A 12846-nucleotide genomic window follows, 5' to 3' on the forward strand; every position below is an offset into this window, starting at 1 on the left:
ACCCGCCACCGAACACCGTCCACCAGCCGCCGACGACCCGGCGACCTGCGACTCACACCCGCCGCAGGAAGCAACGACTCCAACACAGACCACTGCTCATCAGAAAGATCCCCACGCCCCACAACGTGATCATCACAGCACGAGGCGTGGATCAGAATCCCGACCTAAAACACGGCCTAGAAGGCTCATGAAGATCTTGGGGTTCTGGCCCCGCCGGATGAGCGGCGGGGCCAGACTCTTTCATGACATGGCGTTCGATCCGTCGCTGCTGGCCTGCTTCCGCCGCCGTCTTTCCCGTTCGGTGCGCTCCAACCGGGTGTTCGGCGGTGCGGGAGGTGGTGAAGGCGACCGGTGTGCTCAGGGGCAAGCACCAGCGGGCTTTGGACTCCACCGTGCTGGACGACGCGGTCGCCACCCAGGACACTGTCACGCAGCTCATCGCCGCCGTCCGCGCAGTCATCCGGGGGGTCCGGGGAGCCGGCCAAGTGGCAGCCGTGCAGTGCACCGCGCATGACTACAGCGACCCGGGCAGACCACGGATCGCCTGGAACGACGAGGAGGCCCGCGCCGGTCTCGTGGATGCCCTGGTCACCGACGCGCTCAGGCTGCTGGGGCATCTGCCCGAGCAGGAACTGGGTGAGAAGGTGGCAAACGCGATGGGCATCCTGGCCCTGGCGGCCGGGCAGGATGCCGAACCAGCCGAGGATTCCGGCGGCCGTGACGGACGCTGGCGCATCGCCCGGGGACCGCGCAGGACCGGATGGTTTCCACCGTCGACCCCGGGGGCCGGCATGTGCACAAGACCCGCACTCACCGGCAGGGGTTTCAAGGCCCACCTCGCCGTCGAGCCGGAGACCGGGTCATATACCGCCGTCGCCCTCACGCCCTGTGCCGGAGCCGACCACCACGAGGCCACCGTCGGCCTCGGCCTGCTCGCCGGAGAAGACGGACCGGTGGACGCCTTCGGTGACACCCCATACTCCACCGGCGTGGCCCGCCAGGCCCTCGAAGAAGCAGGCCACCGGCTGTTCCTCAAGCCCGCCCCCTTGCGGGCGGCCGTCCCCGGCGGCTTCACCCTGGACGACTTCACCATCGATACCACCGCCGCCACGGTGACCTGCCCGGCCGGACACACCGTCCCTCTCGTGAACGCCCCTGTGAAGGGCCGGTTCTGTGGCCCTGGTGTCGCTGCATTTCGCGCTGGCGGGCTGCATGTCGTGATGTACAGCGCTGTCACTTGCCGGCGGCCGAGGAGGGGTAGGTCTGTTGCTCGTCACTGATGGAAGTCGCCAGAGGGAGACGGATGACCAGGGACAGCAGGGCGGCGGTTGCGCAGGCGGCGGCGAGGGCGAGCCAGACGAAGTCGTAGCTGCCGAAAGTGTCGCGGGTGACGCCTCCGAGGAATGAGGCGGACGCGGCTCCGATCTGGTGGGCTGCGTTGGTCCAGCCGAAGACAACGGCACTGTCATCCCCGTAGAAGGTGCGGCACAAGGCGATGACCGGAGGCACGGTCGCCAGGTCGAGCAGGCCGAAGGTGATGACGAAGGCCAGCATGGGCGGGCTGACGGTGGAGGTCATGATGACTGGCAGACTGACCATCAGCAAGCCCCGCACGAGGAAGTAGACAGCGAGAAGCCGGCGTGCGTCCGTGCGGTCGGTGAGCCACCCGGAGGCGATCGTGCCGACAACGTTGAAGATGCCGATGAACGCCAGCAGGGTCGAGGCCGTGGTGACGGGCATTCCATGGTCGTGGGCGGCTGGGGCGAAATGCGTCCACATGATGCCGTTGGTGGATGCGCCGCAGATGGCAAAGGCACTGGCGAGCAGCCAGAAGGGCACGGTCCGTGCGGCGCTGCGCAGGACGGTCACGGTACGGCGGGCGGCGCCCGGGACGGGTGCGGGGCGGGGGACGAAGGTGGTGCTGCCGTAGGGGCGTCGTCCGAGGTCAGCAGGGTGGTCACGCAGGACGAGATAGACCAGTGGCGTGACTGCCAGGGCTGCGAGGGCGATGCTGCTGAGAGCGGGGCGCCAGTCGTAGCGGGCGATGGTCCATGACAGGGCGGGAAGGAAGACCATCTGGCCGAGGACGCTGCCAGAGGAGAGGATGCCGGTCACCAGGCCGCGGCGGGTGGTGAACCACCGGTTGGTGACGGTGGTGCCGAGGGTCATGGACAGCGAGCCGGTACCCAGGCCGACGAGAAAACCCCAGAAGAGTGTGAACTGCCACGCGGCGCTCATCACGGTGGTGAGCACTGCTCCGGCGGCGACGGTTTCGAGCGCGGCGACGACGACCCGGCGGATGCCGAACCGGTCCATCAGGGCGGCCGCGTAGGGGGCGGTGAGCCCGTAGAGGATCATGTTGACTGATGCCGCCAGGCTGATGGAGCCACGGGACCAGTGGAACTCCTGACGCAGGGGCTCTTGCAGGATGCCTGGCATGGTGGAGAAAGCGCCCGCGACGACGATCGCCCCTCCTGCGACAGTGGCTACCCACCATGCGCGGCGCCCGGAGCTCTTCGTGTGAGGGCCGATCGTGTCATGCATGTACTCCACCTTCAGTGAGAGGGGCGCCTGGAACCATTGGCCGTTTGGACATGTAGTGAAAGAATCTGGCCATGACAGTCAGTGATGAACCTCTGCACAGAGTCGTCGTCCTGGTGCGTCCCGGGCTTTTGCCCATGGAACTGGGAATCGTGCACCGCCTGTTCGGCACCGCCGTCGATGACGCCGGGCGGCCTCTGTATTCGGTCGTGACCTGCGCTGCGGAGCCGGGTGAGATCACCACCGACGCCGACTTCACCGTCAACGTGCCAGTGGGGCCGGAGGCGCTCCGCAACGCCGACACCGTGGTCGTACCCGCCGCGGTCGAGGACTACGGTCCTCAGCAGCGTGGCCGGCTGAGTCCCCCTGTGCGGGCTGCCCTCGCGCAAGTGCCGGCACATGCACGTCTGGCGTCCATCTGCACCGGGTCGTTCGTGCTGGCGGCGGCCGGTCTGCTCGCAGGCCGGCGGGCGACCACGCACTGGAAGTCCTGTCCAGAACTGTCCGCCCTGTATCCGGAGATCGACGTGGACCCCGACGTGCTGTACACCGATGACCGCCGGGTCCTGACATCTGCCGGTGTAGCCGCCGGGATCGACCTGTGCCTGCACATGATCCGCAGTGACTACGGAGCCGACGTCGCCAACGCCGTCGCACGCGGAACGGTGGTTCCCCCACACCGCGAGGGCGGCCAGGCCCAGTACATCGACCGTCCCGTGCCCGAACCCGCGGACGACTCAGTCGCCGCCGCCCGCGTCTGGGCCTTGGAGCACCTCGGTGAGGCCCTCACTCTCGAGGACCTGGCGTGCCAGGCGGCGACGAGTGTGCGCACGCTGACCCGCAAGTTCCGTCAGGAGACCGGGCTGCCTCCGATGCAGTGGCTCGGCCAGCAGCGCCTGCAGTACGCTCGCCAACTGCTGGAACGCACGGATGAGCCCGTGGACCGTATCGCGGCCGCAGCCGGTTTCGGGACAGGGAGCGCGATGCGTCAACACTTCCGAGAAGCGCTGGGCGTGTCACCGCGCGCATACCGCAACACTTTCCGTGGAGCTGAGTGAGGGACGCGCGCCGTCCGGGGCGACGCCCCTGGGCGGACCCCGTAAGCGCCCACCGTCGCGGCCCGCTCCCGACCGGCCGGGCCGTCCACACCGAAGTCGCGGAGGTAAGACACATGCACCCGGAGCACGACGTACCGTCCACGCCGGTCACCGTGGAGAACTGGCGGTCCCCCGAGCGGATCGGCTGGTCGTTCCAGCACATGGACGACATCTTCCCCACGGCCGTCATCTCCCGGGGCGGCGGCCCCGTCGTCGGCCTGCCCGCCGACCCGGTCGACCTGACGGGACTCCAGGTCCCGCTTCAGGACGGGACCACCATGACCGTCCCCGAGGTCGTCGAGGCGAGCGACACCGACGGCTGGCTGGTCATGCACTGCGGCCGGGTCGTCGCCGAGGAGTACATGAGCCCGCTGACCCCCGCCACCCGGCATCTGCTCATGTCGGTCAGCAAGTCACTGGTCTCCACCGTCACCGGAGCCCTCGTCGACCGTGGTCTGATCGTTCCCGAGGCCCTGGTGAGCGACTACCTTCCCGAACTGGCCGACAGCGGGTACGCCGGGGCCACGGTGCGGCACCTGCTGGACATGCGCAGCGGCGTCCGGTTCAGCGAGGACTATCTCGATCCCGGGGCGGAGGTCAGTCTTCTCGACGTCTCCGCCGGATGGGCCCCCGGCGGCACCGGCACCCCTCGCACACTCAAGGCGTTCCTGGCGACCCTGCGGCAGGAGCGTCCGCACGGTGGCCCGTTCCGGTACCGCAGCGCCGACACCGACGTCCTGGGGTGGGTCTGCGAGGCGGCGGGCGGCCGGCCGTTCGCGCATCTGGCCTCCGAACTGCTCTGGTCCCGCCTGGGTGCCGAGCACGACGCCTTCATCAGCGTCGACGCGGAGGGCACCGGGATCTTCGACGGCGGTGTCTGCGCGACGCTGGGCGACCTGGCGCGGTTCGGTGCGGCGATCCTGGCCGGCGGTCTCTCGCTCACCGGGGAACGAGTCGTGTCCCCGGCGTGGGTGGAGGACATCTTCACCGGCGGAGCCGACTCGGCCGAGGCGTTCGCAGCCGGGCCCGACGCCCACGGGATGCCGGGCGGCCGCTACCGCAACAAGTTCTGGTTCCCCAGGGCGGGGGGAGACGTGGCGCTGTGCCTCGGCATCCATGGTCAGTTCGTCTACATCGACCGTGCTCGTGACGTGGTCGGCGTGAAGCTGTCGAGCTGGCCGGACCCGGTGGACGAGTGGAAGCATCACGCCACGATGCGGATGTTCGACACCATTGCCACCCACGTCGCAGGTATGTCCCGCACCGCCGCCGGGGAGTGACCTAGCTAGCCCAGCGGCACCCCGACCGGCCGAGGGCGCGGTCAATGACTCCGGGCCATGCGAATACTGTGTCCGCAACCACACGAGCGCCCGGTGGTCACCGGCGGGCGGACTCCGGCTGTTCGGGCGCGACGTCGTCGCCGTCGCCGTCGCCGGCGGGGCCGCAGTTCCACTCCGCGACCACGGTGCCGGTCTCCCGGTAGCGGGCGACGGCATCCTGGTCGACGTTGCCGTCGGTGTCGATGTCGATGTCGATGTCGGTGAATCAGATCTCGGGCAGCGGCCCGTACGCCTCTTCGCAGGCAGGCCCGTTCTCCAGAACACGCGCCGCCCTGGTCCGCTACGGCTTGGAGGTCTGCCGGGTGTGGCGGGAGCTGGGTCACCAGGACAGCTGCGCCGCCTCGCTGGTCGCCGGGTACGCGGCGGGCCACCCGCACGCCCCCGTCCGCGACCAGCCCGCCCGCGCCGACGCCGGGGAGCTGCCGCCCTGGCTCGGCGACGAGACGTCCCATCTGAGCCGCCGGTCCGCGCTCGTGCGCAAGGCCCCCGACACGTACGCGCCACTGTTCCCCGGAACGCCCGACGACCTGTCTGCCTCTGGCCGTCGTCCGATCGGCAGGCGGTGGTCACCTGGCGCGACCCAGCGTCCCCGCCGGGCCGTGCCGGACTCAGACCGGGCGGGGGCCGGCACCGGCGACCCGGAACACCGGCCAGCCGATCTCGGTGCGCCACTCCTCGGCGGCCGGGGTGTCGCGCGGGCCCACGAGGTAGGTCTCGCGCACCGGCCCGGCCACGGCGAGGGCGTGGTCGGCGACCCACCTGCCCAGCTCGCCGTAGGTGACGTCGATGGTGTCGTGGGACCCCGGGTGCACGGTGACCGCCAGCTCGGCGGGCGGCAGCTCGGTGCCGTGGACGCGCCCCAGGTCCGGCACGGGCGCGGCGACCGGGACGTACACGAGCACGTCCCCGCGGCCCTCGCTGAACAGCGCGTTGTCGTAGAGGCCGCCCGCGGGGCCCGTGGGCGCGTCGATGACGGCGTCCAGCTCGGCCATCGCGCCCGCGTACCAGGACAGCACCTCCTCGTGGGTGACCGTGCCCCGCACCGCGGCCACGCGCCGCGCGGGCGCGGGGCGCAGCTCGACGGCGACACCGGCCGGTTCGGGGCGCAGCAGCCGTCGCAGCGACGCGACGGCCGCCTGGGTCCGCGACAGCTGGTCCTGGAGCCGCTGGAGGTGCTCGCCCACCAGGTGCGCGCGCACGGTCGGGTCCGGGGTGAGCAGGATCCGCCGGACGTCGGCGAGCGGTACGTCGAGTTCCCGCAGCCGGGAGATGACCTGTGCGCTGGGGATCTGGCCGGGGTCGTAGTACCGGTAGCCGCTCGACGGGTCCACGTGCGCGGGCTCCAGCAGCCCGGCCTCGTGGTAGCGGCGCAGCGTACGGATGCTCAGGTGGGTCAGCCGGGAGAATTCGCCGATCGTCAGCACACCCCCCACTGTGCACCCTCCCGCAGGGGGAGAGTACAGCGCTTGACCCGGGTGCCGCGGGAGGCGGCACGCTCCGGCACATGACCAGCAGCCTTTCCCTCTCCCCCGACCTCGCGGGGCGTCTCGCCGTCGTCACCGGCGCCGGACGGGGCACCGGCGCCGCGATCACGGCCCGCCTGCGCGCGGCCGGCGCCACCGTGCTCCCGACGGCCCGCACGGCGCCCGCGACCGCGGCGGCCGACCCGCTCTTCGTCACGGCCGACCTGACCACGCCGGACGGCGTCAGCACCGTGGTCTCGGCGGTGCGCGACCGGCTCGGCACCCCGGACGTCGTCGTGCACACCCTCGGCGGCTCACACGCGCCGGCCGGCGGGTTCGCCGCCCTCACCGACGCCCACTGGCAGGACGAGCTCGCCCTCAACCTGCTCGCCGCCGTACGCCTCGATCGCGCACTGCTCCCGGCGATGCGGGACGCGGGCCGGGGCGCCGTCGTCCACGTCTCCTCCATCCAGCGCCGGCTGCCCCTGCCCGACGCCACACTCGGCTACGCCGCCGCCAAGGCCGCGCTGACCACGTACAGCAAGGGCCTCGCCCGGGAACTGGCCCCGCACGGAGTACGGGTCAACGTCGTCTCCCCGGGCGCGATCGCGACGGAGGGCACCACGGCCCTCGTCGCCCGCATCGCCGACGCACAGGGCATCGACCGGGCCGCGGCCTGGGACCAGGTGCTGGCCTCGCTCGGTGGCATCCCCCTCGGCCGCCCGGCACGCCCCGAGGAGGTGGCCGAGCTGGTCGCCTTCCTCGTCTCCGACCGCGCCGCCGCCATCACGGGTGCCGAGCACACCATCGACGGCGGCACCGTCCCCACCCTCTGACCCCACCCCGCACCTACTAGGAGAGCACCCGCATGACCCCGGACGGCCTCCTCGGCCTGCCCGTCCGCATCCGGACGTACCTCGACGCTCACACCCGCCACGACGTGCCCACGGCGGCGGACTGCTTCGGCCCCGCCCCGGTGGTCGTCGACGACGGCCGCACGCATCGCGGCCGCGACGCGGTCCGGGCCTGGCTCGACAGGACCTCGACCGAGTACACCTACACGACCACCCCCCTCACCGCCGTCCCGCACGACGACCGGCGCTGGACGGTGACCCAACGCCTCGAAGGCGACTTCCTCGGCGGCACCGTCGACCTCGCCCACGCCTTCACGCTCGACGACGACGGACGCATCACCGAGCTCACCATCACCGCGTGCAGGTGGACGCCCGGGTGATCGTCACCGGCAAGCTCCGCCCCTACGGCGCCGCCCGCCGCGCGGTCATGCCCTCCGCGGCCGGCCGCGCTCTCGCCGATCTGCCGGCCCCGGCCGGTCGTCGACGTCGCTCACGACGCATCCGGCCGGTGGCGCCACCCCGCACGCCGGCTTCCCCCGGCCGCTGTTCCCCGCCTGACGCCGCCGCGCAGACGGCGGGGCGGCGCGGCGGCCCGGCCGACGCGGGCCTGCGGTGCTGCCACAGCCCCCGGCGGCCGGCTGGCGAACGCGTGCCGGTCGCAGCAGTAACGCCTGCCGTGTCAGATGCCCATGGAGGCCATCTCGAGGGGAGAGCGGTAGTTGGCCGCGGCGGTGACCACGCAAGCGCGGTACGTCCGGTCGTTCTTGACAGCCAGGAAGTAGTCGCGCAGGTTCTTCCAGTAGTTGACCAGATAGCCGAGTCCGGGCAGGAAACCGGCCGGGCGCGGCACGAGGGCGAACGCCTCGCTGCACTTGAGGATCTCGCCGGTGGCCGTGGACAGGACGTCGGCCACTTCGGCGTTCATGTTCCAGCCGGCTGCCAGTTCGGGTGTCCAGATGGCGCCGGCGATCGCCCGCAGCTGCTCCTGCTCCTCGAAGCTCGGGTCGCTCAGCGCGATCGCCTCCATGGTCACCGGCGCGCCAGCGGGCGGTCCGCCGGCGGCTGCCGCGACCGGTCCCGTCCAGGCCGCCGCGACCACGATCGCTGTCAGCGCGACGGCGACCCGGGTGCCGCTGCTTCCTCTGTGCCCGCTGCCTGTCGTCACCATGTGCCCCTCCCGTGGGATGAGTGCCCCCGGCGCGGGGGCCGTTCGAAGGTGACATGGAACGGACAAGACGGTCAACGGCGGCAATGCGCCACGCAGCCTCATGACCTGGCCGAGACTGGGAGTGCATATCCGTCGGCTGGGCCGTCCACCGGAGCGCGACCACACCGGCAGGACCCGGATCCTCGACCCGGGCCCTGTCGGAACGGGCCCTTCGGCCCTCGCTGCGCTGCCCTCGCCCTACCGGACCGTGAGGTAGGCGCGGTCGGTCGTCTGGACCAGGGTGTTGCCGTCACGGTCGGTCAGCTTGGTACGCAGCGAGACGGTGCCCGGCTGCGCGGGGTGGTTCAGCGACAGGTGGGTGCCGTTGACGGCTCTGGCCGTGGTCCAGGTCCTGCCGTCGTCATAGGACACCTCGAACTCCAGCTTCTTGGCTGTCCGAGCGGTGGCCGCGCCCTCCACGGTGAAGGGCACCTTGAACCTCTCGCCGGCCTTCGCCGTACTGGTCAGTGACAGCCCGGGGGAAAAGCGGACCACGGACAGCGGCAGCCGGGCCCAACTGTCCCCGGACACGCCGGCCGACCTGAACGTCCACTGCGCCCGCACGCGGGTGCTTACCGCGAGTAGCTCGGGGTCCCGGGGGGCGTCGACGCTCAGTTCGTACCGGCCGTCCCCGGCGGGGACGGTGTACTCGGCGATGCTCAGCGGATCGCCCTCGGCGGGGATCTCTTCGCCGTCGGCGCGGAGCGAACTCTCCAGCTTCGTGTAGCCGCTGCTGCTCTCATGCCCGTCACTGTCGCCGAACATGGGCAGATACGCCTTGATCGTGTTCCCGCTCCGCGCGATCCCGGGACGCCCCCACCGGGGTTCACCCTCACCCGGGGGCAGGAGCGGACCGAAGACACCGACGTTGAACCGCGCGGTGTAGCTCTTCTTCGGCTGGTACGCCGTGAACCTTCCCAGCTGCGCGTTCCCCGACTCCCACTGGTGTACGGAGTAGGTCCACTTGACGCCGTTGCCGAGGACGTATTCAGAGGTCCGCAGCGGCAGTTGGCGCTGGGTGGGGGTGCTGAAGTCGGCCGCGAACTCGCCGATGGGTGTCAGAGGCATCACCGCGACCTGAGCGGTTGGCTCAGGGCCGGGCCTGCCGGCCGCGAAGTCGATCTCGGCCAGCTGCTCGCGCCGGACGTCGGCGGAGAAGCCGCCGAGTGAACCCGTACGGTTCCACGCGAGACGGTAGTTCACTGCGCGCCCGTCGGCCGGCTGACGTGTCCAGAAACCGCTGTACTGGGCGTATGCCGCGTCCTTCGGCGCCTCTGGGCCGATGTGACCGACCTTGAAGCTCTGGAAATCGGGGAAGTCGAAGATGGTCGGCGTAAAGCCCACGGGCTGCCCGTCGGAGCGGGTGTAGCCCGGGATGAGCTGGGCGTGGTGGTTCTCGGCTCCCGCGTCGGGGACGGTGATGCGCGTGGGCTTGGCCTCCCGGGCGTCCATGATGACCGTGGTGTCCTTGGTCAGCTGCAGGGCCGGGGCCAGGAGGAGGGAGTCGGGGGCGGCGGACTCGCCGCCGGCGTTGAGGATCCCGGTGAGCGCATAACCGCCCTTGGGCAGGCGCACCGTGAACTCGCCGTCCGTCGCGTCGGCGAACTCCTGGTAGTAGTCGTGGTCCCGGCCATCGATCGCCGTGAAACCCTTGCCGGTCGGCTTGCCGTCGTTGTCCAGGTGTTTGATGGTCAGGTCGTACGACTCGATCTCGCGCTCCACGCCGAAGGCGGTGCGCACCCGGGTCCGGCCGTCGGCCGAGGTCGCGGTCACCGAGCCGCCGTACGAGCCGTAGGCCTCGCCGCCGACGCGTGTATCGGCGGTCACCGTGGTGCTCGCCGCACCGCCCGCCGCAACGGTGAGCTGTCGCGACGACATCTCGAACATGCCCGCGGGGGCGGGCCCGCCGTCCATCCCGAGCGCCTCGATTGCCAGGTCCAGGACGACCGGCTCGGTGCCGAGATTGCGGTACGTGATCTCCTTCGTCACCGGCTCGTCATCGGTGTGAGGCCACTTCGGGCGGCCGAAGCCGATCGGCCCCTGCTCGGCGACGACGGTCTGCCCGATCGCCCGGGCCACATCGGTGCGGCCGGTGCCCTGCTGGTACACGCTGTACGGGCCGGGCTTGGCGGAAGCGGTGAGCGCCGCCTTGATCCGCTCGCCGGTCCAGTCCGGGTGCTGCTGCGCCAGGATGGCGGCGGCGCCCGCGACATGGGGAGTGGCCATCGACGTGCCGCTCTGGGTCTGGGCGCGGTGAGGCAGGCGTCGATGAGGTCGGGGCTGTTCTGGATTCTGCGTTACTCCCGACGCAGTGTGTGGTCGAGGTCGTCGGGGGTGTGGAAGGCGGTGTTGGCCATGGCCGGGCGACCGGCGACGTCATGGAGAAGCCGGCCTCGTCCTCGAAGACGGTCCAGGCCCCACACGCCGCCGCGAGTCTTCTCCCCGCGGCCACACCTCCTTCTTCCACAACTCGGTGGTGTGCTCGTCACGTTCCAGGGCCCGGCGGGCGGGTGCCCTGTCAGGACCAGCCGTTCCGCTTCAACAGCCGCCACACCGTCGCCACCGAAGGACTCAGCCGGAACCGGCGGCGGATCACGGTCTGGGCCCGGGCCGGAGCCCACCGCTCGTCCCCGAAACCGTGTGCGGCCGGGCCCTTGCCGAGTTCTTGCCTGGCTGGATGGCCAGCCATCGATCAGCAGCGTCCAGTGACTGGATCGGCACGCTGACCTGCCACGTCGTCATGGGGTCCGCGAATGCGGTCAACACCGCCTGGGTGTCGTTGGCTGACCGACAACGCAGCCTCAACCCCGACGAAACCGCTGAACGATCACGCATATCCAGACGTATCTCTCGTAGCTGGCCCCGCAGACCTGCACTGTTCACCGAGATCCGGCTCGGCAGGGTCCCCTCCCAGTTTCTCAGTTGGGTCCAGCAGCTGCTTGTCCTCCGTTGTGCAAGACCACGAACAGCCCCCGCGCGCGGGTGCCATCCGGCATGTGCCAGGCGCCGGCGACGTGGCCAGTCGCCCCCGGCGGAAGAACGGGCGCGTCGTCTGGGGTGGGACGTAGGACCCGGTGCAGGCGGAGAGCCGGACCATGCGGTGCAGACAGCTCAGTGCCCTCTTGGTCGTCGATGGCAGTGGCGGTGAATTCCGTGAAAGCGGGGCTGTCACCGATGCAGGAGCGGGTGACCTCCCGGTCGGGGGTGTCGCTGGTGTTCTGGTCCTGGGCCTGGACCCGGCCCCCGATCAGAGCCAGCAACTGGGCGACCAGCGCCGGGTCGTGGCAGCCGTCGTAAGCCCAGCGCCGCCCCAACACCCCGTGCTCCATGGTGCCGACCAGGGCGTGCTCTGCCCCGTCGAGTGGGGCACCGCGATAGGTGAGCGGCACCAAGTAGGCGGTGGGCTGGGTGCCCGAGGTATCGGTGACCACCATGAACTCGATCCCGACCTCACCCTGGGGGTCGTCCAGCCGGAAGCCGCCGGCCTTGGCCAGTTCCGGTTCGCCCGCGCCGCCGACGTACCACGGCTGGGAGGGTAGCCAGGAGGCGAGCAGTTCCAGCTTGGTCGGCTTGAGAGCAACGTGGTGGATGACGGCCATGCCGAGGATTCCCTTCCGTTGAGCGGGTGCGACCGTCACATATTCCCATCTGCGCGACGTCGGCAGGGCGGTTCTTCAGCCGACAAGATCCACGAGACAGGCCCCCAGGCGTCACACAACAGCCCTGACCGAGAACCGCGTCGAGCTCTACTTCGACGGGCCGGGCGGGGTCGTCGTCCTCGAGTTCAGTCTCGGTATGCCTCAGAGGGCAGCCAGGCAAGATGGCGATCAGCGGGTGACGAGTTCTCCGGCGAGGCGGCTGGTGGTCATGAAGGCGTTCCGCTCGGACCCCCAGGGGACCGCCTCGGACCAGGGAGCCGTCGGCTGCGTCCGGACGAGGGGCCCTTGGCCAGGGGTCCGTGCCACCGGCGGGCCTCGGGCGTTGAGACGATCACGAAGGAGCTGCTCGTTGCCACCGCCCTCGCCGCTGCGACCCTGGGTTCTGTCGGCACCCCGGCCATGGCCGCCCCCGCTGAGCTGGAGGATCTGGCCCCGCCCAACGGCTCCCCCATCGGAGACGACTACATCGTGGTCGACGTACCCGACATGGGCAAACTCCGCCAGGGTCGAGGGACTGTCCCGGGCTCCGCCCTGACGTGAAGCTCCCCGCGGGCCGGATATGGCGGGGTGAACTTCGCGATGTCCGGGTGGACCGTGAGTTCGGCGCCTTGGGTGCGCTGAGGCGGTCGGGACGCGCAGACGCAGGCTGCTGCCAGGCCGCTCTTCGGCCAGGGTTCGCACGCAA

Annotated in this window: 11 protein-coding genes and 2 pseudogenes; 7 read left to right on the forward strand and 6 right to left on the reverse strand. The window is 70.7% G+C overall.

The features are described from left to right. Positions 1-250 precede the first annotated feature (250 nt). Positions 251-1136: pseudogene (locus tag KUM32_RS26215) on the forward strand (IS5/IS1182 family transposase); the annotation flags it as partial. Positions 1137-1233: 97 nt separating this feature from the next. Here KUM32_RS26215 and KUM32_RS26220 read toward each other — a convergent pair. Then, positions 1234-2544, reverse strand: coding sequence for an MFS transporter (locus tag KUM32_RS26220; RefSeq protein WP_217144428.1), 1311 nt, complete (start codon positions 2542-2544; stop codon positions 1234-1236). A 149-nt stretch (positions 2545-2693) separates the two neighbouring features. Between KUM32_RS26220 and KUM32_RS26225 the strand changes: the two genes are divergently transcribed. The 3 genes and pseudogenes from KUM32_RS26225 to KUM32_RS43790 all read left to right on the forward strand — a co-directional run. Further along, positions 2694-3599, forward strand: coding sequence for a helix-turn-helix domain-containing protein (locus tag KUM32_RS26225; protein WP_308408721.1), 906 nt, complete (start codon positions 2694-2696; stop codon positions 3597-3599). A gap of 113 nt (positions 3600-3712) precedes the next feature. Beyond that, positions 3713-4918, forward strand: a complete 1206-nt coding sequence (locus KUM32_RS26230) for a serine hydrolase (RefSeq protein ID WP_217144430.1) — start codon at positions 3713-3715, stop codon at positions 4916-4918. 329 nt (positions 4919-5247) lie between these two features. Further along, positions 5248-5537 (forward strand): annotated as a pseudogene (locus KUM32_RS43790) (MSMEG_6728 family protein); the annotation flags it as partial. 49 nt (positions 5538-5586) lie between these two features. Here the strand turns inward: KUM32_RS43790 and KUM32_RS26235 are convergent. Next, positions 5587-6402 carry a MerR family transcriptional regulator gene (locus tag KUM32_RS26235; RefSeq protein ID WP_217144431.1) on the reverse strand — a complete coding sequence of 272 codons (816 nt, stop codon included), beginning with the start codon at positions 6400-6402 and terminating at the stop codon, positions 5587-5589. 80 nt (positions 6403-6482) lie between these two features. Between KUM32_RS26235 and KUM32_RS26240 the strand changes: the two genes are divergently transcribed. Further along, positions 6483-7277 (forward strand): SDR family oxidoreductase, encoded by a 795-nt coding sequence (locus KUM32_RS26240; protein WP_217144432.1) that lies wholly within the window; start codon positions 6483-6485, stop codon positions 7275-7277. 32 nt (positions 7278-7309) lie between these two features. Next, positions 7310-7675 (forward strand): nuclear transport factor 2 family protein, encoded by a 366-nt coding sequence (locus KUM32_RS26245; RefSeq protein WP_217144433.1) that lies wholly within the window; start codon positions 7310-7312, stop codon positions 7673-7675. A gap of 299 nt (positions 7676-7974) precedes the next feature. Here KUM32_RS26245 and KUM32_RS26250 read toward each other — a convergent pair whose 3' ends face one another. The 4 genes from KUM32_RS26250 to KUM32_RS26265 form a co-directional block, all read right to left on the reverse strand. Beyond that, entirely contained in the window at positions 7975-8463 is a 489-nt protein-coding gene (locus KUM32_RS26250; protein ID WP_217144434.1) for a hypothetical protein, read from the reverse strand. A gap of 237 nt (positions 8464-8700) precedes the next feature. Next, positions 8701-10728: a S8 family serine peptidase gene (locus tag KUM32_RS43795; RefSeq protein ID WP_254406155.1), complete on the reverse strand. Its 2028-nt coding sequence runs from the start codon at positions 10726-10728 to the stop codon at positions 8701-8703. Between the two features lie 292 nt (positions 10729-11020). Further along, the gene (locus KUM32_RS45405) at positions 11021-11191 is read right to left on the reverse strand and encodes a winged helix-turn-helix domain-containing protein (protein ID WP_217144435.1); all 171 of its coding nucleotides are present in this window, start codon (positions 11189-11191) and stop codon (positions 11021-11023) included. Between the two features lie 229 nt (positions 11192-11420). Beyond that, positions 11421-12101 (reverse strand): 1,4-alpha-glucan branching protein, encoded by a 681-nt coding sequence (locus KUM32_RS26265; RefSeq protein WP_217144436.1) that lies wholly within the window; start codon positions 12099-12101, stop codon positions 11421-11423. A 345-nt stretch (positions 12102-12446) separates the two neighbouring features. On the opposite strand from KUM32_RS26265, the gene KUM32_RS26270 reads away from it, so the two are divergent. After that, a complete protein-coding gene (locus tag KUM32_RS26270; RefSeq protein ID WP_217144437.1) occupies positions 12447-12701 on the forward strand; it encodes a hypothetical protein in 255 nt (84 codons plus the stop codon). The last annotated feature ends 145 nt before the right edge of the window (positions 12702-12846 follow it).

This window comes from Streptomyces sp. AC627_RSS907 (genome assembly GCF_019049165.1).